General features: G+C 51.8%; 16 protein-coding genes. 4 read left to right on the forward strand and 12 right to left on the reverse strand.

Translation table 11 applies throughout. The annotated features are described in order from the left end of the window. A partial coding sequence (locus F456_RS0119790; RefSeq protein ID WP_018978795.1) for an IS3 family transposase occupies nt 1-291 on the forward strand: 291 nt, incomplete at its 5' end. Nucleotides 292-516: 225 nt separating this feature from the next. On the opposite strand, the gene F456_RS0119795 is transcribed toward F456_RS0119790, so the two are convergent. Both F456_RS0119795 and F456_RS0119800 read right to left on the reverse strand, forming a co-directional pair. After that, on the reverse strand, nt 517-924 hold the full coding sequence (locus F456_RS0119795; protein WP_018978796.1) for a hypothetical protein: 408 nt from the start codon (nt 922-924) through the stop codon (nt 517-519). Nucleotides 925-1,175: 251 nt separating this feature from the next. Continuing rightward, nucleotides 1,176-2,975 (reverse strand): M3 family oligoendopeptidase, encoded by a 1,800-nt coding sequence (locus F456_RS0119800; RefSeq protein ID WP_018978797.1) that lies wholly within the window; start codon nt 2,973-2,975, stop codon nt 1,176-1,178. A gap of 154 nt (nt 2,976-3,129) precedes the next feature. Between F456_RS0119800 and F456_RS0119805 the strand changes: the two genes are divergently transcribed. Both F456_RS0119805 and F456_RS0119810 read left to right on the forward strand, forming a co-directional pair. Continuing rightward, on the forward strand, nt 3,130-3,315 hold the full coding sequence (locus F456_RS0119805) for a YycC family protein (protein ID WP_018978798.1): 186 nt from the start codon (nt 3,130-3,132) through the stop codon (nt 3,313-3,315). 4 nt (nt 3,316-3,319) lie between these two features. After that, nucleotides 3,320-3,550 (forward strand): hypothetical protein, encoded by a 231-nt coding sequence (locus tag F456_RS0119810; RefSeq protein ID WP_026294002.1) that lies wholly within the window; start codon nt 3,320-3,322, stop codon nt 3,548-3,550. A gap of 384 nt (nt 3,551-3,934) precedes the next feature. Here the strand turns inward: F456_RS0119810 and F456_RS0119815 are convergent, their stop codons facing one another. Then, on the reverse strand, nt 3,935-4,636 hold the full coding sequence (locus F456_RS0119815) for a DUF2225 domain-containing protein (protein ID WP_018978800.1): 702 nt from the start codon (nt 4,634-4,636) through the stop codon (nt 3,935-3,937). A gap of 60 nt (nt 4,637-4,696) precedes the next feature. Beyond that, nucleotides 4,697-5,092 carry a globin domain-containing protein gene (locus tag F456_RS0119820; RefSeq protein WP_157060153.1) on the reverse strand — a complete coding sequence of 132 codons (396 nt, stop codon included), beginning with the start codon at nt 5,090-5,092 and terminating at the stop codon, nt 4,697-4,699. Between the two features lie 602 nt (nt 5,093-5,694). Between F456_RS0119820 and F456_RS0119830 the strand changes: the two genes are divergently transcribed. Then, nucleotides 5,695-6,495 carry an NAD kinase gene (locus F456_RS0119830; protein WP_018978802.1) on the forward strand — a complete coding sequence of 267 codons (801 nt, stop codon included), beginning with the start codon at nt 5,695-5,697 and terminating at the stop codon, nt 6,493-6,495. Nucleotides 6,496-6,663: 168 nt separating this feature from the next. Here F456_RS0119830 and F456_RS24110 read toward each other — a convergent pair whose 3' ends face one another. The 8 genes from F456_RS24110 to F456_RS0119875 all read right to left on the reverse strand — a co-directional run bounded on the left by F456_RS24110 (nt 6,664) and on the right by F456_RS0119875 (nt 22,347). After that, complete coding sequence (locus F456_RS24110; protein WP_018978803.1) at nt 6,664-7,440, reverse strand: YutD family protein; 777 nt, start codon at nt 7,438-7,440, stop codon at nt 6,664-6,666. Nucleotides 7,441-7,749: 309 nt separating this feature from the next. Continuing rightward, nucleotides 7,750-13,971 carry a phosphodiester glycosidase family protein gene (locus F456_RS0119840; RefSeq protein WP_018978804.1) on the reverse strand — a complete coding sequence of 2,074 codons (6,222 nt, stop codon included), beginning with the start codon at nt 13,969-13,971 and terminating at the stop codon, nt 7,750-7,752. 318 nt (nt 13,972-14,289) lie between these two features. Further along, nucleotides 14,290-15,084 carry a TrmH family RNA methyltransferase gene (locus F456_RS0119845; protein WP_018978805.1) on the reverse strand — a complete coding sequence of 265 codons (795 nt, stop codon included), beginning with the start codon at nt 15,082-15,084 and terminating at the stop codon, nt 14,290-14,292. Nucleotides 15,085-15,341: 257 nt separating this feature from the next. Next, nucleotides 15,342-16,016: a potassium channel family protein gene (locus F456_RS0119855; protein ID WP_018978807.1), complete on the reverse strand. Its 675-nt coding sequence runs from the start codon at nt 16,014-16,016 to the stop codon at nt 15,342-15,344. A gap of 23 nt (nt 16,017-16,039) precedes the next feature. Next, complete coding sequence (locus F456_RS0119860; protein ID WP_018978808.1) at nt 16,040-17,623, reverse strand: peptide chain release factor 3; 1,584 nt, start codon at nt 17,621-17,623, stop codon at nt 16,040-16,042. 162 nt (nt 17,624-17,785) lie between these two features. Then, nucleotides 17,786-19,342, reverse strand: a complete 1,557-nt coding sequence (zwf, locus tag F456_RS0119865; protein WP_018978809.1) for a glucose-6-phosphate dehydrogenase — start codon at nt 19,340-19,342, stop codon at nt 17,786-17,788. Between the two features lie 232 nt (nt 19,343-19,574). Then, complete coding sequence (locus F456_RS23815; RefSeq protein ID WP_018978810.1) at nt 19,575-21,419, reverse strand: sugar-binding protein; 1,845 nt, start codon at nt 21,417-21,419, stop codon at nt 19,575-19,577. Between the two features lie 277 nt (nt 21,420-21,696). After that, a complete protein-coding gene (locus tag F456_RS0119875; RefSeq protein ID WP_018978811.1) occupies nt 21,697-22,347 on the reverse strand; it encodes a response regulator in 651 nt (216 codons plus the stop codon).

Below are 22,347 nucleotides of genomic sequence, written 5' to 3' on the forward strand. Positions count from 1 at the left end.
CTGCACTCGGACCAAGGATTTCAGTACACGACCAAGAGCTATGCTCATCTGCTGCAAGCAAAAGGACTCACAGGCAGCCATTCCAGACGGGGCAACTGCTTTGACAATGCGTGTGTCGAGTCGTTTTTTTCGCATCTAAAGACTGAGAAACTGTATCTGGAGAATCCTAACACACTTGAAGAAGCAAGGCACCAAATTGCGGACTACTTGACGTATTACAATGAGGAACGTTTCCAAAGCAAACTAAACGACCTTTCCCCGAAAGAGTTTCGGGAAAAGGTCGTCGCTTGAGAACCTGTGTTTTTTAGTGTCTACTTGACGGGGCTAGGACCAGGATCGGCAGCTTTTTGCTACATTATAATAGAATATTGAAAATATAAATATAATAGAATTAAAATATTCTCATTGAAAATCTGTTCATTGAGAATATCTTCACCTTATGCATGCATCTATGGACGTTTAGGCCGACACGGTTTCGGTTCCCCTTCCGAAAACATGTCTTCCCCGTAAGTTCACTTAGGATCGTTCAGAACGAACTTCCTGATAAACATTCTTGGGATAACGAATCATGCTGCTCGCCATATTATAATTGGACTCGAACTGGGCATCTACGACAACGGCAGCTTTGCGAATAGCAAAATCATAATTGATCTCGCCGTGTGTCCAGCTTTTTTTATAATTGAGCGACTCGATAGCCATATTGCGAAAAGCCCGAATCTGCTGTTCGCTCAATCCTCGGTCTGGGCCTTCGACATGACCATCCCGACCTGCAAGCGGCGTATGGCGAATACCAAATTTGCCAATCACATTGTTACGAATCTGAACGAAAAGCGTCCCCGCCTCCAAACCCGACAATTCTTCACTTAACTCCTTAAACACGATGTCGATCTGTCTGGGAAGCGAGTATTCGTTAACAACAAACATGCCAATCCCCCTCATGGATATAGTACCAAATTAAGTTCTTAGTACCTGATTCAAAACGTTATGTAGAACTTAAGTCTCATTATAATTGGATAAACCCCTCCCATCAATACAGTTCGCAAGAATTGGTTATTTGTAACTATATACCTGCAATTAATCTCCATTTTTTAGTAATAATCAAACAAAAGGCGATCAGATTCGACTTCTGATCGCCTTTTTTCGAGTTTTTATTATTTAATAATGTTTATTAACTACTACTTATGAGAAGTGGTCATGTCCAAGAACAAGCGTACATCGGCTGCACTTACGTCAATAGCTGCCTGCCAAAAGTCTGGTTGTGTCAGATCGACGCCCAAGTGCTTCGAGGCCAGCTCTTCAACAGTCATTCGACCGGTATCAAGCAGCAGCGCGTCATACTTGTCCGCAAAGCCTGTCCCTTCCTGCTGCGCCCGCGCGTATATGCCGGTGCTGAACAGGTAGCCGAACGTATAAGGGAAATTATAGAACGGCACTCCCGTGTTATAGAAATGCAGCTTAGACGCCCAGAAATGCGGGTGATAATCGCCCAGTACACCGCAGTAAGCTTCCTTCTGTGCTTCCACCATCAGATCGCTCAAATCCTGTGGAGTCAGCAGGCCCGTACGGCGTTTCTCATAGAAACGAGTCTCAAACAGGAAGCGGGCATGAATATTCATGAAGAACGCAATACTGCGCTGAATCTTGTCTTCGAGCAGAACAATTTTTTCTTCCTCTGTCGCTGCTTTTTTGACCAACGAATCGGCTACGATCATTTCCGCAAAAGTTGATGCTGTCTCCGCTACATTCATCGCATAACGCTGGCTGAAGGTCGGCAGTTCGTCCATTACGTGCTGATGATAGCCGTGGCCCAGTTCATGCGCCAATGTGGAAACGTTGGAAGCCGTTCCGCTGTAGGTCATGAAAATACGCGTTTCCTTCGTCAGCGGCAGCGCCGTACAGAAGCCGCCTGGACGCTTGCCTGCGCGGTCTTCCGCTTCGATCCAATTGTTCTCGAATGCACGCTGTGCAAAATCCGCCATGCGTGGGCTGAAGCTGCGGAACTGCGACGTGATTAGATCAGCTGCATCGTCATAAGCGATCTTGGATTCCGATTCGCCGATTGGTGCATCTACATCATGCCAGCCGAGCTTTTTCGTGTTCAGCATCTGTGCCTTGCGCTTCAAATACTCCACAAAAATCGGCTTGTTATCGGTGATGACCTGCCACATCGTATCCAGCGTCTTGTCTGACATCCGGTTGATTTCGAGCGGTTCGCGCAGCACATTATCCCACCCCCGCTTCTCGTACAGAGCCAGACGGAAGCCGGCCAGATGGTTTAACGTATCCGCGCAGTAGTCTTCAACGTCGGTCCAGGCTTGCTCCCAATTCCGCCCCATTTCTTCGCGCTTCTTGGGATCGGTAGAACCCAGTTTATTTGCGGCCTGAGCTGCGGACAGCAGTTGGGTCTCACCGTTTTCTTCAAATTTCACACGCACGTGGCGAACGATCGTATTATAGAAGCTGCTCCAACCCTGGTACCCGTCGACCGACAGCGAGAGCGCGAGACTTTCCAGCTCCGGTGTCATTTTATCGCGGGCTTGGGAACGGCTTTCGCTGAGATTGAACGACACCGGCGCAACCGCGTCGCGTTTCATCCAAGCTTCCCAGACGGTATCTTCCGTGTTCTGCAGTACGCTGTCAAACGTGGCGACTACACTCTGCCAACGAGCCCGGATCGAACCCACACGCGCCGACAGTTGACCGGCTTTCTGGTCGTTCTGATCCTGTGCGCTCAGGCAGGAGACAAATGCACCCGACTGGCGAAAACGTGCCGATACGTCCTGAACCTCGGCAAAAATCGGATCAAAAGCTTCCGTTTCTTCCACAGTAGTCGGCGGCTGCAGATGTTCGACCCGCTCTTTCAATGCATCGACATCGGCCGACAGCTGCTTCAAAAAAGTATCAAATTCGCTTGAAGACGATCCTCCCGGAAAAATCGTTTCCAAATCCCATGTCTGTCTCAAACGGCTGCTCATAACGTCCTCACCTTTCATCCAGAAAATATGTAGTCCGATCTTCCGACCTATCCGTTCCTGCGTCCCGTATGGCGTTTGCCAGGACCTCGTGGTACAGTATAACTATAGCGAAAACGTCTCATGAAGCCAAATCTGACAGGGGAGGGAAGACATAATGAGACCTCTGCAAATTTCGCCGGACACGGCGATCAAACTTTCCAAACAGCTGAATGTTCCGATCGAACACTTGATGCATATGCCGCAGCACATTTTGATGCAGAAGATGGCCCAGTTGGCCCAGCAGGAAGCCGCTTCTGCCGATAACTCCGAGCCGGAGAACGGCAATGAAGGGAACAAGTAATTCCATGATCCCTTTTGAAAAAGCGCTGCCTTACGACAAAGTGATGGGCGATCTCACGGTACCGCAATGCCCTTTCTGCAGCGCCGAGAACGTACTGCTGCCGATCAAGCCGTCTGAGCTCGAAGATATTCATACCGGGCGCAAACGGCTGACCGTCTTCCCCTGCTGCCACGGAAGACTGACGGTGCTAGACTGTGACGACGATTATTTGATGACAGACACGGTCGTGAAGTAGGACGTGTCTGCTTACGCAGATTGGAAGCTCTCCGGACTTTAAGAGCAAATAGACACAGACACGAGGCCTTGCCTCTATGTCTATTCAGGTTAGGAAAAGACAGACGAAAGCCCTTCGAAGAATTAATCTTCGGAGGGCTTTTTACTTCTTGCACGTTTCCTGCGCTCGGAGCTTATTCTACACGAGCCTTTTCAGCAGCATACAGACACAGAACAGCGAACGGACAGCAGATCTGATGATGAGCCGGAAGCGTGCATACAAGCGCCTCTGACAAGATTCTGATTGGCGAATAAAAAAAGAAGCCCCGCCTGCGGATATCCGCAGACGAAACTCCATTGAGATTATAACGATTATTTCCACAATTCCCCTATCTTTATGCTGCTGCTAAGACTCCTGCATTTCCGACGGCAGCTCCATCTTACGAGCCAGCATATCTTCGCGCAGTGTTGCCCACTGTTCGCGGGAAGCCCGGATCATTGCAGCATCCACAATCCGCTTATCGTTAATGACACGCGAGAACCAACGTACCGCCTCATTAAAACTGTCGGTTCGGCGGCACAGCTCGCCAATGAGGAACATCAGCCGGGCATCGCTTGATCCCGCGGATTCTGTCTCGTAAACACGGATATACGAGTCGCGTGCATAGCCGATAAAGCGGCTTTCCTGCTCTTCATTGCCCGCATAGCGGTACAACCAAGCGATATGATGCAGCAGACTCGCCACAATCCGTTCTTTGTCCTGGATCACTTGGGCACAGATCAGAGCAAGCTTGTAGGTTTCCAGCGCCATCTCTAAGGTTCGTTTGCCGCTGTAGTCTTTCTTTTTGGAAGCTGCGCCCACCTTCTCCTCGAAGTTTTTGCGCTGGGCTTGATTCAGCTTGGAGGCCGAGTTTTCAGTAAAGGCAAAGCCGCAGTGCGGGCAGACCCGAACAACGTAGAAATCGGGGTTTTCATTTTTGTAATAAGCACAAAAATCCGTATCGCGCCGGATCGTCTGCTTGAAACTTGGCCGTACACGACTCGTCTCAAACTTTCTTTCACAGCACACACAGACGGTCGTAATATGAAACAGCGGATCGATCTCCATAATGGCAAGCCCTTCTTTCCGATAACTTTTACAATCCGACAAATTTTAGAGGCTGTGCAGTTACGCTCTGCCTTCCGACGACGAGGTGTTGACGAAATGATAAGCCGGTCCTTTCAATCTGTCTATAACAAATTCGCGCAGCTCATCTTCCACGGCCTGATCCCGAAGAGCCGCATTCATGCAGCCCAGCCAAGCGTCAGCACGCTCATTCGTCACAGGAAAGCGCATATGCCTGGCCCGCATCATCGGATGCCCATGCTGCTCGGAATAAAGCGGCGGACCTCCGAAGAACTGGGTTAAAAACTGATGCTGACGCTCAATGACGGGGTTAAGATCCTCAGGGAACAAAGGTGCCAAGAGTGGCTCCTGCACGACTTTGCCGTAAAAAGTTTGTATAATGCGCAGCAGTCCGGCCGACTCGCCGAGCTGTTGATAGATCGTTTGTTCGGAATTCATGTGCATTACCTACTTTCCGCATGCATTTGCGTTCATAATCGTTATTCGCTTCTCTTCAAGGGAGATGCTTTTCCATTATAGCAAACCGTACGCCTTTTTCGGACTGGTCTTTATGCATAAGTTTGTTTGGACAAAACAAAAAGCGCCGGGCCCCCGCCCTGCGCCGCAAATCCTGTGTGCATGTCCGTCCCCCGGAACCCGCACGATCGATTCAACTCTCAAAGCTCAATATCCGCTCCATTCTTCTTCCCCCGGATGATCGAGAGAAACTTGAATCACATAGACAAAAGCGCATACCATAACAGCCGTTAATACACTCATTCGACCACTCCGTCCGTCTCAAATTTAGGGAAAACCTGCCGACAGTCGGTAAATGTCATCCGCCAAAAGACCCGAAAAAGAGTTTGGTTTTTTTATTTTATCATAAAAGCCGAAAAAATAAAGTTATTTTGCAACCGCTTTCTAACTTAAAAGCTTGAATGATAGGGATAAAAAAACTTTTGTGCGCCGCGGCGGTCCGGGCATGTTAAAATGAACGGAAAGCGGTAATGGTAGGACTTCCTGCCTCAAGGCAAAACTCCGAGCAAAGGAGCGTTTATTCGTTGAAATACTATGTACTGGACCGCGGCGACCAGCTGTCGATCGACCTCAGCCAACAATTTCATAAACTCGCTGCCGAAAAAGGATTTGAAATGGATTCGGAGTCGCCGGAAATTGTCATCTCAATCGGCGGCGATGGTACCATGCTGCATGCCTTTCATTCGTTTATCGACCGGATTCCGGAGATTGCGTTTGTCGGTGTGCATACCGGCCATCTCGGATTTTACGCCGATTGGAAAGCCCAAGATCTGCCTAAGCTGATCGAATTCATGTCGGGCGCTGGCGAAGGCGGCCTGGGCCCGAAGATCGTTAAGTACCCGCTGCTTGAACTCGAAATCGAACGAAAATCCGGCACCTCTGTCCACACCGTACTGAATGAATTTGCTATCAAGGGTGCGGAAGCGACGATGGTCGTACAGATCGACATCAACGACGAGGTGTTTGAGATGTTCCGCGGAGACGGGATCTGCGTATCCACGCCTTCGGGCAGTACCGCCTACAATCGCGGCTTGGGCGGCGCCATTATGCACCCGACACTTGAAGCACTGCAAATTGCGGAAATCGCCTCGATTAACAATCGGGTCTTCCGTACGCTGGGCTCGCCGCTTGTACTCCCGAAGCATCATCACTGCGACATTTATTCTCGCAAGGAGCAGCGCCTGCTGCTGACTATGGACCACCGCTACCTGGCTATCGACGATCTGGTCTCGGTGCGCTGCCGGGTATCGAGTCATAAGATCAGTTTTGCCCGTTATCGTCCGTTTCCATTCTGGAACCGGGTTCGCGAAGCTTTCCTGGGTTGAACATCAGATATAGGATTGGAAAAAGAAAATACGTAAGCGCAAAAAAAGCGGCTCGCTTGAGCCGCTTTTTTGCGCTTACGTTTATTCACGTTCATTGATTTCATTTTTGTCTGCTGCAAGCTTAGGTTGATCCCGCCTGCTGCAACCCACTCGCCCACATATCGGGCATTACTTCGCCGTTTCCTGATCCGGACGTTCGCCCGTATTTGGATTCGATTGTGCAGATTGTGGCGGAGCCGCCTGCTCACGCCGTTCACCGTTCTCTCGGCGCTGCGCCGGTCGGCTTTCCCCACCCCGATCTTCTCGTTTGCGGTTGCGCTGATGCTCACCACCGGAAGACTTGGCTTTGTCCTTATCCTTGTCGCGTTCCCGGCTCTGATTCTCACGATTCGGCCGTTCTCGCTGCGCATGCTTTTTGCCCGGATGGCTCTGCGTCTTCTCTTTCGGATCACGCTCGGACGTTTCTTGAGAGCGTTCACCGCGTGCCTGCTTCGCATCCCGATCGCCGCGTCCACCGCGGCTCTCTTTGCGTTCCTTGACATTCGGCTGCTCGCCTTTTTCCTTCGCCGCTTCCTGCGTCTTGGAACTCTGACGATACTCTCTCGCCGGTTCCTTGATCTCTCCAAGATCCGGATACATCGCCGCTTCTTCCGGATCCTTCACATCTTTCAGATCTTTAACTTTGTGAAGAACAAAGTACGCGCAGCCAAAATTGCAGTGCTCTGTAATATAGTCGGTTGTAAAAGAAAATTGGGATTCCTTGGCCGCTTTGGGCTGCCCATCCTTGTACATGCCCTTAAGCCTCAGCTGATTGTAGCCCCAATCTCCTACTATATAATCATAACGCTCCAAAATCTCGCTGTAACGGCTGCGGAACGCTTCCGCATTCCAGCCGTTCTTGTGATTGATCATCACTTCGTAGACTTTACCGCCGATTTGAAACAACGAATTTCCCTCCCCTGCCGAAACGATCACTGTCAAAAGTCTCTATATATTTTTGGGCGTATGCAATGAATATTCAAATAACTCTATTGTAAAAATTTTAAGACTAAACCCATTATAACGGGGCTTGTACAAAAAACCAATAATGACTTGCGGACAACCAAAGCGCCAAGCGTCCGTATCCGAGGTTCGATCCGGCAGGTCTTGATCCCGGCGAATCCGAAACGAAGCGCAGTCAAAAGAAATTGAAATACGTATAAAAGAGGACTTGAGTTCAACACTCAAGTCCTCTTTGTATGATAAATTCGAGATTTAAGGAAGAACATTCAGCAGATTCAACAGCATCTGCGCGCTTTCCGCACGGGTTCCTTCTGACTGAGCACCGAAACGTCCCGTTCCCCGGCCCTGCATCAGACCAAGTTCAGCGGCTTGGAAAGCTGCGTCTCTCTGCCAGGCCGGCGCATTCGCCAGATCGGCAAACGGTGCGGCCGAACCCGTTGAAGTTTCAGGCATCCCGCCATTGGCGTAAGCATAGGCGCGCACCAGCATTGCTGCCATTTCGCTGCGCGATACGAAGCGATCCGGTTCAAATTGTCCTCCGTTCGCTCCTTGGACGATTCCCGCCTGCTGCGCCAGAGCGACGGATTCGGCATACCAACTGCCGGCCGATACGTCCCCGAAGGATGAAGATGCTGCCCCTTCCAGCTTAAGTGCCCGCGTCAGCATTGCCGTGAATTCCGCCCGAGTGATTTCCCGGCCAGGTTCAAACGTATCTGACGATGTTCCTGTCACCAGCTGTCTTGCCGATAACATTTTCACAGCTCTTTCCGCCCAATGACCATCAGGTAGATCGCCGAACGTTTTATCGTAAACGAGAATGGCATACGTTCCGTTTGTCTCCAGCTGAGCGTTCAGTTCCCGGCCGGACCAGACACCGCCGATATATTCGACTGATCCGTTTGAAGCAATCCGGTATAGGCCTGTCAGTTCCTGCTCGGTATCACGCTCTGCTGTCATTTCTACATTCAGCGGCTCGACGAATACATCGTTTACTGCATATTCACGGCCGTCCGCATCGATCGCGGCCAATGTCCATTCAAACATTCTGCCAACTATCTGCAGCTCTGCACCCGCGCTCGAGCGTGCAGCCTCCAGCGTCGTTTCTCCACCGGCTTCTGTTACTTTAAGGACAAGAGCAGAATCCAAGTCTCCATCCGGAAGCCGGCTCGCTGCCTGGGCCAGAAGGGCCGAAGGAATCGCGGCACGGAAGGCGGAAGACTCAATATGCAGATTTCCGTCTCCCAGAAGTGCGGCTGAATTGATCGGCAGCAGGATTCGTTCCGGAGTTCCTATAACGCTAACAACTACGGTTCCATTTTCCGAAGAAGCTGTCAATTCTTCGGCACCGATGATTCGTTCGTTCGGATCGGCCGGAACGTCAGGGACGACTGTACCTGTTCCATTATTAGGATTTGCAAGAGGAGCCGCGGCTCCCGGAGCCGGAACAGGACTAGGACTCGGAATTGGAGACGGATCAACCTGCGGCGGTGCCGGTTCAGGCTGCGGCAGCGGCTCCGGCGGCGAAGCAGCGTACACGTTAAGCATGTAAGTGTCCAAGTAATCCTGATAAGTAGCACTGATTACTGTCTCGCCCGACTGCTGCGCGTAGATATGCCCCGTCTCGTCGATTTGCGCGATATCCGGAGAAGAAGAATCGAATTGCACGACTCCTTCAATCGGCAGCAGTGTTCCATCGCCGTATACGGCGCGAACGACTGTGTTTCCGCTGCTTCCCACCTCCAGACGGTCCGGTCCTTCCAGCTTTATACCGATTATCTGCGGCTCTTCGTCCGTTACGAAAAGATTGTACGAATCGGTAAAGCCTTGATAAGAAGCGGAAATGACAGTCTCGCCCACACTTAAGGCGCTCACTTCTCCATCAGTTCCGACTGAAGCGACTTCCTCATTCAAGCTGCGATACTCAACGCCTTCAGTAACAGGCAGGCTGCGGCCCGACGTATAGACTGCTTCGGTTACAGTCGTATCACTCTGACCCGGTTTCAGCATGGTTTTCCCGCGAACTTCAATTCCTTTCAGTACGTCTTCGGCAGGAGCTTTCCCGATCGTCAGACGATCGATTTCCGTTCCGTCCAGTTTGCGTACACGAAGCTCGATGGTATCTTGGGACACTTCGACACCGGTATAGATTTGCGTGTTGGTGTCGTCCATTTTTTCCTGCCAGAACCGCTTGGTCAGCGCATAGAATTTAGGACCCGATGAACCTCCGATCACGTAACGGGTTCCTTCCTCTTCCTGTACAATCTGTCCGTTTTTCATCGGGAAACTGCGCATATAGATGTGATCGTGGCCGTTCATAACCAGATCGACTCCATATTTATCGAAGATCGGTACCCACTGCGCCTGCACCCGCTCGTTGGCGTAGATACTGCCGTAAGGCCCCTGATGGAAGAAGACAATCTTCCACTTCTTATCGCTCTTGGCCAGATCCTGCTCCAGCCACGCGGCTTGAGCGGCGTATCCCTGCTGCCCCTGCTCGGTGTCAAGCACCGTGAAATGAGCCTCTCCGGCGTCAAAACTATAGCTGCTGCCGATCGCTCCGTCCGCACCGTTTCTCGGATTGTTGAATTGGGCTAGGTAGTCGCCGGCACCGTTGTTCCCCATTACCTCATGGTTGCCGATAATCGGCACAATCGTCCGGTTCATCAGCTGGTCGCCTGCAGCTTCAAACCACCAGTTCCACTGCTCCTGCTCGAACCCTTTATCGACCATATCCCCGGCATGCACGATCATATCCGCATCCGGCATATACTCGAGGCCTCGGGCCAGCGTGTCGCCCCAGAGCGAGAATCCGCTCGGCGTCTCTGCCTGCGAATCGCCGATGAACAGGAACTTTACATTCTTCTCACTCGCAGCCGGACTTGTGCGGAATACGGCTTGGGGACTAACATGATCCCCACCGTCTCCGACCCGGTACACATACTCAGTATCCGGCTTCAGCCCTGTAACTTCTGCCTGATGTATATTCAGCGATCCATCGTTATTTGTCGTATATAGACGACTGCTGCCCGTAATCCGGACGATATTGGGCTGATCGAAACCAGTGAATGCCGATCGCTCGGCCAGTTCGATCACCGTGTCCGAAATTGCAGGCGAAGTCTGCCAATTGAATTGTCTGGACGATGCCGCATCTTCGCCCATCGTGACGTTGACGTTGGAAGGTTCCAGGCCTCCGGCATGAGGAGCGACCGTAAATCTCAGCACAGGACTGTACCGATTGTCCTGCACTGCCTGCAGCGTAAAGGAACCTGCAGTTTCCGAGACAAGCCGTGTCTTCAGCACGCCGTCAGCGTCGCTCTGTGCGCCGGCCACTTCTCGACCATCAAGCAGCAGACCGGCGGAAGCGGCCGGTGTTCCGTCAGCGTTATGGACAATCATGAACGATGACTCAAATCCCTGCCCGACAGCGTAAGGATCCCAAGACAGACGCAGTCCGCTGCGTACGACCGAATCCAGATTTGGGCCGACGAATTCTACCGTCTGCCCTTCTCCCTCAGAGGAGACGACGCTGCCCGAGCGGTAAGCGATTCGAAGCGGCTCACTCTTGTCGCTTTTGGCATCTTCCAGCGTTAGAGGACCAATCAGATCACTGCGCACCGTATATCGGATCTGCGCAAGCAGGTCTTCGTCGGATAAGCCCGATTGATCAATGTTTTCAAATTGCAGACTGACGATTCCGTTGGCTTCATCAATCTGGGAACGAATCATTGAAGTTTCACCGACTTTTTCTCCTGCGATGACTTCAAGATTTTGAGCAGAAGCCGGATCGAAGCGGAATGACAGTTCGCCCGATTGCAGAATTTCGGCTTTGGCTGCCCGAACATCGACGGTGTATGTGCCTCCGGTCTCCAGCTGCTTCGGTGTATCGTACATATAATAAGGCGAGCCGAGATTGACAGAGAACGCCCATTCCCGAATACTTTGATTGCCCGCAAGATCGCGAACTGCCACTTTTGCCGTATGACGCCCTTCCGCCAGCGGCGTAGCCGGTGTATAAACAATTCGTCCCTTCGGCGGATATAGACTGTGCTCGACCTTTTGGCCGTCCACGTACATACGAATGCTGTCCGGATCGATCAGTGTCGTTCCTGGATTCAGGACCGGATCGTAGCCGTCATCTTCGGCAATCACCGTTAATTCCGGCACTGCCGTCTCGATCATCTGATCAGGCGACGGGAAAAGATCTTTGATGATCGGCGGCGTCCGATCTTCTTCAATCGGCCCGTAAAGGGCGCGGATGTTGTCGATGTAAATAGCGCCCGCCGTCTTTTTTGCATTGTTGGTCTGCATGTAGCGGACAGGCATATCCATGCTTAGAGGCACGGCTTTGCCCTGAGGTACATCTACCTCGACATACTTCCAGCCCGTCCAGTTTACGCCCAACGTTTGTTCCGTAAAGTTGACGGGAATTGCCGCATTGTTGCTGTCTCTAAGCTGGCCGCGCAGCCAGTGTCCCTGACCGTCTCCGTAGACCCACATACCGATCTTGACCGGATAACCCGGGATTTGGATCCGATTTTCAGTCGATGTTGCCTGCAGGTAAGCGCCGGAAGTTCCTGTTTTTCCAATGAAATCATACTCTAATTTCAAAGACCGGCTTCCGCCACGCACATAATCGGGGTCTGTCTCTTCCACAATGGAGACCGAATTTGCCACACTGCTTGCAGCCTGATATTTGCCAAGACCCGATTCGAAATCTTCCAGCATAACTGGAGGAATGCCTACACTGACGTCAAAGGAGGCTTCAATCTTTTGACCGTTCGCATCATTTTCGTAACTTGCGATAATTCGCCCTTTGGCATCGCTGCGCTCGCCGGCTGTGAAGATTCCGTTGTTATCGACGGTTCCGATGTCTCCTTCAGTTGTCCACACGAAGCTGTCATTATCCGCTTGGATCACCTGTCCGTCACGCATTGCCGTAACAGAGAGAACTGCCGTTTCTCCTGCGGCATACGTCTTGACACTGTCTGGGAAGACAAGCTGCGTCAGTTCGTGAACGACTTCGATCTCGGCTGTTCCGTCAATTCTGCCGGCTTCAACTTGGATTGTTCCCTTTCCGCTAGTATTCGCAGCAGCGGTAAATAGACCGTTTGTATCGATCTTGCCGATCTCATCTGCTGTACGCCAGACAGGTGTCCCCTCCAGCGCAGCCGGATGGCCGTTGGCATCGATTGCGGCCGCTTCGAAATCGTACGAAGAGCCCTGCAAAATCCGTTCTCCGTCCGGTTGGACGACAAGCGACGAAGCCGCAGACAGTTCAGGCGCCGTATTGATCAGCAGAAGCCCGTTGCCCGTCTTCCGCTCGTATCCGTCTGATCCCCGGTTCATCATCTTGACCGACGAAGTACCCGGCATCCTGGCTGCGAACGTCGATGAACCGCCGCCGTCCAGATTGATCGCATTGACCGCGCCCATATCTTTCAGAATTTGTCCCAGTTCCGAGGTCTCTACCCCTTCGCTGAAGCCTGGTGCGCGTCCGTCGACTTCGAGCAGAATCAGACTTCCGTCGGCTTTGGTACCGACAGCCGTTCTCGGATGAACGCCCTGCGGACCTACTCCGCTCTGAACAACGCCATCCTTGACCAGCGGTCCTTGTCCGCCGATCACCAGAACCGCCTGGTCCCACTCGCCCGCCAGCGAAAATCCTGCTGTCAGTTCATCGCCGACTTTAAGGTCTTTAGTCCATTCCTTTGCTGTGCCCGAAACGGAGAGTACCGCAGTCCCTTCCACCAGCGGGCTATCGCCCATTCCCGAACGAACTTCGGCGACCTTCAACTTCATTGCGCTGCCGCTGCTGGCTTCGCCTTCAAGCACTTCGAGGATAAACTCATCCCCGCCGCTGCCGGATTTGGTTGATGTATAATAATCTGTCGTATAGAGCACAATCTGATTTTCCCCGCGATAGCGGTTTACCGCATTCAGATCGATCGTACCGCCGCCGATTGTCAGTTTCTTGGTCAGCTGCGGCGTACCGTACAGTGCTTTGCCGTCCTCCGTCAATCCGAAAGCATAGCCCGATCCGCTGTTCAGAATGCGCCCTTCGTTTATGAAGAGGCCGTTTGGAACTCCGGTTCCCGAACCGGAAATATCGTAGAAATCGCCGTTGATTCCCGCAATCACGCGGCTGCCCGGAGCATCCGCGTAAGCGGCCATTTCCGTGACTCCTTTCATGCCGTACACTTTTCCGGCCTTGGTTCCGGCTGTCAGCGCCAGTCCTTCTTCAGTAGGATTAAACTCTACCGAGTGAATTTTCTGGGCGCCCCTGGCATCCTGAAGATGCGTCCACGTATATGTCGCTCCTGGTGCAAGTTCCGTCTCTCTGACATCGACCGCGCGTCCATACTGCAGTGTAGGAAGTTCGGCCAATGCCGCGCTTGCTGTTAAACCAGGCTGCACCACCGATGCCAGCAGTGCTACTGCCAGCAGTAACCTAATCGCCCACCATTTCCGTTTCATCTGTTCTGTTCCCCCTCAAAGTGATCGCTTCGTGTCCAACGAAAAGATCTATGTATTACTTTCAGGTTAACTACAAGCGATTACAGGGGGATTAACACAGTTAGCGGATCTTGTTAAGCGTCTAACGAATTGCAGCAGAAATGTAAAGAAACCGGTAGGCATATGCGCTGGCTGCAGCGCGTATGCCTACCGGTTTTCGAATACTTCTAAGATATAATTGTAACTGCGTCGAGCCTATGCAGTCCGTTCGGGTCCGATTCGGCTTGATCGGTTGAATCCGTTGAGTTCGTTGAGTCCGTTGAGTCCGTTTAGCTTCAACTACACCAACCGCTGCCTTACCGCTTCAAACAGCAGCACCGAAGCTGCCATCGCGACATTCAGCGACTCGGCTCTGCCGGGCATCGGAATGATGATTTTTTCATCTACGAATGCTTCGACTTCCGGCGAGACACCGCTGCCTTCGCTGCCAAAGACGAACCAGGTCGCACCGCGATAGTCCGCTTCGTAGCAGTTATGCTTCGCCTGCAAGCTTGTGCTGACGATCTTGGCAGAAGCTTCTCTGGCCTGCGGCAGCAGCTCCGTCAGATCGCCTTCCACGATCGGAAGGTGAAACAGCGAACCCATCGTCGAACGCACCGTTTTCGGATTGTAGATGTCGGCACAGCCCCGGCCGACGATAACGCCTGCCGCCCCTGCCGCATCGGCAGCCCGGATAATCGTACCGACATTACCAGGGTCCTGCACGCCATCGAGCACTGCCACGAGCGAATGCTCTGTTCGCAGAATATCCGTCAGCTTCGCCGCAGACTTACGTACAACAGCGAATACCGGCTGAGGCGTGCGCGCTTCCGTACATTTCCCCACGATTGCTGCCGAGACAGCAATCCACTCCGCTTGTCCGGAACGGGCATCTTCCGTCAGTTCCCTTGGCACGCCGAGCCCCGTATCATAAGCGACGCATTCCACATCGGCGTCCGAACGCAGCGCTTCCTGCACCAGATGAATGCCTTCCACAATATACTTGCCTTGGCGATCCCGGTGTTTTTTCTCCAGCAGACTCGCCCATTCTTTTACGCGGGCGTTCGCCGTCGATTCGATCTGCGTATGCGGCATCGATACATCCCTCCGCTTCTAAAAATGGAAAGGTACCGCCGAAGCGATACCTTAATGTTCTTATTTTTTTATATCCATATGCAGGATAAAAAGCTTTGTTCTCTTAGGAAGCATTAAGCGGAGGGAGAAATTCAGTAAAAGACGCCTTTGAACTCGGAAAGCTTCCTTATAAAAATCAGACCGGGCTTTCCGAGTGAGACAGCGGCTTGAACGAATTTCTCCCGCAGCATCTCACGCTTCTTCCTGAACAAGACTTTTTATCCGTGCTTGTCGAACGCCAATTCCAGCTGAACCAGATCGTCGCGCTCTCCGACAACAACCAATACATCGCCTTCCCACAAGCGGCCATGCGGGTCAGGTGAGATGTTCATTTTGCTGTTGCGGCGCACTGCAATGACGTTGCAGCCATATTTCTGCCGAAGGTTCAGCTCGATCAGGTTGCGACCGACCATACGCGCCGGCACCAGCATCTCAAAAATGCTGTAGTCGCCCGACAGCTCGATATAATCGAGAATGTTCGGCGACGTCAAGTTGTGCGCAACGCGCGTTCCCATGTCCCGTTCCGGGAAAATAACCTTGTCCGCCCCGATCTTGCTCAATACCTTACCGTGCAGCTCATTTTGCGCTTTGGCGATAATGGCCGGTGCATTCATTTCTTTGAGGATCAGCGTTGTCAGAATGCTCGCCTGAATGTTCTGGCCAATCGCTACAACGACAACGTCGAAATTACTGATACCAAGCGCTCTTAGTACCTCTTCGTCCGTAGAGTCCGCGGCTACAGCCTGAGTAACCAGACTCGAAATTTCCTGCGTCCGGTTTTCATTAGCATCGATAGCCAATACGTTGAAACCCATTTGGCTCAGCGATTTGGCGACACTTGAACCGAAACGGCCCATCCCAATCACCGCATACTGCTTTTTATTCTTAGGCATCCTTAGTCAGGCCTCCTTGAAGATCAGGGCGCCATCTCCAAGAATTGGGCGTCCGGATTTTTGTCAATAGCGGTACGCATCGCGTATTCGTTCTCGAACAATGCGACGTAGTTACCCTTTTTATCTTTTACCAATGTCGAGTTGATACGGAATTTGGAAGGATCGATCTCGGGTGCTACAATCCAGCGCGCGAATTGGAACGACTGACGCTGCAGCTGCACATCGACTCCATATTCGTTCTTCATCCGATATTCGAATACTTCGAACTGCAGCTGACCGACTACGCCGAGAATCGTATCGTCGAAACTCACCGTACGGAATACCTGGATAGTGCCTTCTTCCGTCAGCTGGTCAATGCCCTTCTGATACTGTTTGTGCTTAAGGGCATTTTTGGCAGTTACTTTTGCAAAGATCTCTGGCGAGAACGTCGGCAGCTCGTCAAATTCAAAGCTCTGGCCTTCGACAAGAGAGTCTCCAATTCGGAAAATACCCGGGTCGAACAGACCAATAATGTCGCCGGCATAAGCCGTTTCGACAATATCGCGGTCTTGAGCAAGGAACTGCTGCGGTTGCGCCAGCTTGATATCCTTGCCTACGCGTACGTGCTTGACGCTCATGCCGCGCTCAAACTTGCCGGATACGATTCGCAGGAACGCAATCCGGTCACGGTGTGCCGGGTTCATGTTCGCTTGAATCTTGAACACATAGCCGCTGAATTTCTCGCGCACCGGTTCGATTTCGCCTTCCGTACTGCGTCGCGGCGCCGGTTTCGGTGCCAGCTCCAAGAAGTTTTGCAGGAACGTCTGCAGACCGAAGTTGTTGATCGCACTTCCGAAGAAGAGCGGAGTCAGCTCGCCGCGCGATACTTTTTCATAATCGAATTGATCGCCCGCCACATCCAGCAGCTCCAATTCCTCAGCCAGCTGGTTGGCATGGTATTCGCCCGCCATTTCCGAAATAATCGGATCGCGGTAATCTTCGACCTTTTGGACTTTGATCTGCGAATGGTCATCGCCCTGGAACAGCTCGACCTGATTTTTCATCCGGTCGTAGATCCCGTTCAGTTCGCGTCCCATGCCGATCGGCCAGTTCATTGGAACGGCGCGGATACCCAGCACCTGCTCCAGCTCTTCCATCAGATCAAACGGGCTGCGTCCTTCGCGGTCGAGTTTGTTGATAAAGGTGAAGATCGGAATGCCCCGCTTGGCGCAAACCTGAAACAATTTGATTGTCTGGGCTTCTACACCCTTCGCAACGTCGATCAGCATGACCGCACTGTCGGCTGCCGTCAGCGTCCGATAGGTGTCTTCACTGAAGTCTTGGTGACCCGGCGTGTCCAAAATGTTAATGCGATGACCGTTATAATCAAACTGCATAACCGAGGATGTAACGGAGATTCCCCGCTGCTTCTCGATTTCCATCCAGTCACTTGTCGCGTGCTTGCTGGCTTTACGGGCTTTGACCGTTCCGGCCAGACGAATAGCGCCGCCGAACAGCAGCAGCTTCTCCGTCAGTGTCGTTTTCCCGGCATCCGGGTGAGATATAATGGCAAAAGTTCTGCGTTTTTCGACTTCTTCGCGCAAAACCTTCTCATTGACTTGGCTCATGTTCACGTTCCCTTCTGTATCGTACCTTCATCCCTATATTGTACCATAATTAATGCTCAGGCAAGAAGAGAATCTGGGATAAAACAAGCAAAAGCCGCCGTACAGTCGGAAATCCCGACCGTATGGCGGCTTATCTATCCACAGCTGCTGCTGCAGATCCGGTTAGCTGCTCGAAGCCGCTACCCAGATTACATTATCTTCTTCTTCGCCGTTAACCGGCCACCAGTGGAATCCGTCGCGGGCAAGCAGTTCGTCCGCTTCTTTCGGTCCCCAGCTTCCAGCAGGATACGAGCTGACATCCGCCGGATTTTCTTTCCAGGCTGCGTCGATCTTGTCGACGAATGCCCAAGCCGAAGCGACTTCGTCCCAGCGGGTAAAGTACGTGGAATCGCCTTTGGCCGCATCATGGATCAGACGCTCGTACGCTTCCGGGGAGTTGATTCCGACCAGACAGCTTTGGCAGAATTCCATCGCTACCTGTGCAATCTCCGATTCCGAACCCGGTTTTTTGGCATTGATCTTGAAGTAGATGCCTTCCATCGGATTAACACGGATCACCAGCAGGTTCGGCTGCAGATCATGCTTTTGTCCAAGATAGATATTGCCCGGCATTTTCTTGAATTCAATAACCACTTCGGTTGTCTTCACCGGCAGGCGTTTACCTGTACGGATATAGAACGGCACGCCGGCCCAACGGAAATTGTCGACGAATACACGAGCCGCAAAGAACGTCTCCGTGTTCGAATTCGGATCAACTTTATCCTCTTCGCGATAGCCCGGCAGATCTTTGCCGTTGCTTTGTCCGGCCGTATATTGACCGCGTACGACATTGGCTTTGACTTCTTCCGAGTCGGCAAAATGATGCAGCGAGCGCAGCACTTTCACTTTCTCGTCGCGAAGATCTTCGGCAAGCGGACGGCTAGGCGGTTCCATTGCGATCATCGTCAGCAGCTGAAGAATATGGTTCTGACCCATATCGCGCAGCGCGCCGGCATGATCGTAATAACCGCCGCGTTCTTCAACGCCTACGGTCTCACCGAGCGTAATCTGTACGTTGGCGATATACTTGTTGTTCCACAGAGACTCGAAGAAGAGGTTCGAGAACCGGATCGTTTCGATGTTCTGCACCATTTCTTTTCCGAGATAGTGGTCGATCCGGTAAATCTCGTCTTCCTTGAATACCTGACCAAGCTCTTCGTTCAGCTTCTCGGCCGACTTGAGGTCGTACCCGAACGGCTTCTCGATTACGAGACGATTCCAGCCCTCGCTATCCAGCATGCCGCCTTCGCGGAGGTTCAGCGAAACGCTGCCGAACAGCTCCGGCGCAAGCGCCAAGTAGAACATGCGGTTGCCTGGAATCGAATATTTCTGCTCGATCGCTTCCGTTTGAGCTTTCAATTCTTGGAATCCCGCTACATTGTTAATATCGAGGGATTTATATTCGAAGTGTTCTGCAAAGGTATTCCACTTCTCCTGATCGGAAGATTTGTACCGTCCGAATTCCTGGATCGAGCGAAATACATCGTCACGAAACTCTTCGTTCGTACGAGGGCGCCGCGCCACTCCGACTACAGCAAAGTCCTCCGCCAGCTTTCCTTCCCGGTACAAGCTGAAAATAGCCGGGAACAACTTGCGACGGGCCAGATCTCCGGTAGCTCCGAAAATGAAAAAGACCGCGCCGGGTGCCTTCAATGCTTCAAGATTTTGATTGTCCGCCATAGCTCCCCATTCTTCCTGTAGTTAGTATAGTAAATTCTGCCTGACTTTTGATCCGCTCCTCTAAGCGAAGCAGAAAAAAAGATGTGCTGTTATTCTAACATATCCTTCAAATTGATGCTATCGTATTGATTATCATTTATCCTGATCCAACATGAAGGTTTCATTAATATTACCACCACCAAAAAGACCGGCCGAATCAGGCCGGTCTTCGTTAATTCAGAGTATAGCGTTTTCAATTTTCGAGCGTAACTTCTCCGTAAACGCGTGTGTCCGCCCAATAAGGCAGGTTTTTGTCAATCCAGCTCAAGTACGTATCGCGTTTGCCATCACCGTTCGAGTCGTCGTTGGCACTGGCATTGAAGCCGATCACATCGCCCGCTTTCGGAGTCAGCGCCGTATAAGGAACAGCGAATTCTACCGTATAGCCGCCTTCACGATGTACGACTGTACTTTTTACATTCGAGAAGTTGAATCCGCGTATGGACGACGACAGGACGCTGTCATACCCAACCCGAAGCTGGTAATCGCCAACCGTACGCGTACCGTTCTTCGCGTTCAGTTCGTCCACCCAAACTTCAACGGAATCGTTATTCTCTGCTGTAGACAAGGCGTTAGGTGTAGCGTCGCTCATCTCGAACAGATAGTACAGCGCTTGGTCATCCCAAGTGATGCGCACGGTACCGGTAGTGCCGTTGGCGTCCGTGTTCAACTGCAGTGGCGTCGAATTGCTCCAGACGTCATCAATCAAACCGTCGATATACGGTGTGCCTCTCGCTGCCACATATTCTTCTCCGCTTCCGCCTCCCGGAGGAGCCGAATTCGGAATATCGCTGCTCACTTGTGCCTCCGATTGATTGTACAGCGGAGAGCCTCCGGCACCCTCTACCGTATTGCGCATGAAGGACAACGTACCTGTTACGGTTCTTAAGATATGAATGCCGTGATTTGCCGGATTTATAATGTCGTTACGGCTGAACATCGCTTCAATACTGGTTGAACCCAGGATCAGAATGCTGCTGTCTCCCGAATCGGTAATCGTATTGCGATCGAAAACAGCGTTTATAATGCTCGGTTCTTTATTGGTCGCCTGCAGACGAATGCCACCTTTTTCCGGAATGGACAAATTGCGGCTGTCTCGAAGAATCTCGTTGCGGCTTACCTTGAGATTGCGTACTTCATACGTCTGGTAACTGCCTTCCGAGGCGATGAAGATACCGGCTCCGCCGGTGTCAGCAATCCGGTTGCGGTCAATCGTGACATCCGTACCTCCGGAGACGGTAATGCCTCGCGCATGTCCGCCTGAGACGTCATTGCGATCGATCTCGACATTTTTTACCCAAGCACCGTTCTTCTCGTATGAGACGACAGCGATCATATCGTCTCCGGTATCCCGGACGGTATTTCTCTCAACCCGAATATTTTCGGAGCCGCCTGTAATGTGAATACCGTCGGCAAGCGTATCTCGAACCGTATTTTTTCTAATGGTTCCATTTACGCCATAGACGATAATCCCGGCTGACGAACCTCCTTCAATCACTGTATCCGTTATAGAGAAGTCCGCCGCACCCGGCATCACGTGAACACGAGCGGAGACGGAACTTGAGAGACGCGTCGTAACTGGAACGGTTGTCAGCTTGACATCCTCCAGTTCACTCCCGCTTCCGGCCAGTTGAATTGCCTGACGCTGCGGATTGGTACTGTGCAGAATCGAGGTTTCACCTCTCCCGACAAGGCGAACCCCATCGAGCACGATCACATCACTATATAAAAAAGTACCTGGCGGTACATACACGTTTCGGCCTGAATCTTTGGCAGCCGATACGGCTTGACGAATAGCGTCCAGATCGTCCACATCATCATCGGGTACCGCGCCGTAATTGGTAATCAAGATAGCGCGCCCAGGAGCAGCAGCCGCCTCTGCGGAGGTTTCGGCAGACGTCTCAGCAGACTCTTCAGCAAACATTTCGGAAGATGTCTCAGTAGACATTTCGGCAGACGGAGCAGCAGTGGATATCGCGGCAGGCAGGGCAAGAACGGAAGCAGTCAGCAAATATGCCAGCTTTTTCATGATAGACATTATACAATCTCCCCTTTCAAAATGATTGAATCTGTCTGTAAAACAATGGATCCTCCAAATTAAACGCCTGAGTGTCATTCCTCCTCTCCCGCGCATATTAAAGCGCTTTCATAGTATAGTTCACAATACTCTGTCTCATGGTAAAATCGCATAATGTGTTAATTGTAAAAATACGAAAGGGGTATTGTATCGTTTTTTTCGCGCTCATGCATACAGAAAGACGGACCGGCCTCCTGCGCCGACCGTGTTGAAGGGGCAGCTTCTGCACAATCGCGCCTTATTCGGCCAATCCGTTTTTGTATGCGTAAATGGCAGCCTGAGTTCGGTCTTCCACCCCGAGCTTCGACAGCAGGTTGGTTACGTGAAACTTAACTGTCTTGATCCCAATAATGAGTTCGTCCGCCACTTCCTGATTCGACTTGCCCTTTGCCAGCAGTCTGAGCACTTCCATCTCTCTGTCGGTCAGATCTTCATGCGGTGCCCGCACAGGCGCAGGTGCACGGAATCGATCCATCATCTTGGCTGCAACCTGCGATTCAAGCACCGACTGTCCCCGAACAGCTGCCCGAATCGCATCCGCTACTTCGTTTGCTCTTGAAGTCTTGAGCAGATAACTAAATGCGCCTGCTTCGATAACCGGGTACATTTTTTCGTCGTCCAGATAGCTTGTCAAAACCAGAACTTTGCATTCGGGATGCGTCTTCAACACTTCGCGCGTCGCTTCGATACCGTCCATGCCGTCCATAACCAGATCCATCAGGACCACATCAGGCTTGTACTGCCGGGCCAAACGTACGCCTTCTTCGCCGCTGCTCGCTTCTCCGACCACCTCTATGCCGTCTTCCGTATCGAGAACGGCGGCCAAGCCGATTCTCACCATCTCATGGTCGTCGACAAGCAGTACGGTAATGAGTTGTTCGGTCTCCAT

Origin of the sequence: Saccharibacillus kuerlensis DSM 22868 (assembly GCF_000378145.1) — a bacterium.
Classification (GTDB): domain Bacteria; phylum Bacillota; class Bacilli; order Paenibacillales; family Paenibacillaceae; genus Saccharibacillus; species Saccharibacillus kuerlensis.

Coding starts and splice junctions, on each gene's coding strand:
- F456_RS0119795 (WP_018978796.1), bottom strand. CDS start 924: ATGTTTGTTGTTAACGAATACTCGCTTCCCAGACAGATCGACATCGTG.
- F456_RS0119800 (WP_018978797.1), bottom strand. CDS start 2,975: ATGAGCAGCCGTTTGAGACAGACATGGGATTTGGAAACGATTTTTCCG.
- F456_RS0119805 (WP_018978798.1), top strand. CDS start 3,130: ATGAGACCTCTGCAAATTTCGCCGGACACGGCGATCAAACTTTCCAAA.
- F456_RS0119810 (WP_026294002.1), top strand. CDS start 3,320: ATGATCCCTTTTGAAAAAGCGCTGCCTTACGACAAAGTGATGGGCGAT.
- F456_RS0119815 (WP_018978800.1), bottom strand. CDS start 4,636: ATGGAGATCGATCCGCTGTTTCATATTACGACCGTCTGTGTGTGCTGT.
- F456_RS0119820 (WP_157060153.1), bottom strand. CDS start 5,092: ATGAATTCCGAACAAACGATCTATCAACAGCTCGGCGAGTCGGCCGGA.
- F456_RS0119840 (WP_018978804.1), bottom strand. CDS start 13,971: ATGAAACGGAAATGGTGGGCGATTAGGTTACTGCTGGCAGTAGCACTG.
- F456_RS0119845 (WP_018978805.1), bottom strand. CDS start 15,084: ATGCCGCATACGCAGATCGAATCGACGGCGAACGCCCGCGTAAAAGAA.
- F456_RS0119855 (WP_018978807.1), bottom strand. CDS start 16,016: ATGCCTAAGAATAAAAAGCAGTATGCGGTGATTGGGATGGGCCGTTTC.
- F456_RS0119860 (WP_018978808.1), bottom strand. CDS start 17,623: ATGAGCCAAGTCAATGAGAAGGTTTTGCGCGAAGAAGTCGAAAAACGC.
- zwf (WP_018978809.1), bottom strand. CDS start 19,342: ATGGCGGACAATCAAAATCTTGAAGCATTGAAGGCACCCGGCGCGGTC.
- F456_RS23815 (WP_018978810.1), bottom strand. CDS start 21,419: ATGTCTATCATGAAAAAGCTGGCATATTTGCTGACTGCTTCCGTTCTT.
- F456_RS0119875 (WP_018978811.1), bottom strand. CDS start 22,347: ATGGAGACCGAACAACTCATTACCGTACTGCTTGTCGACGACCATGAG.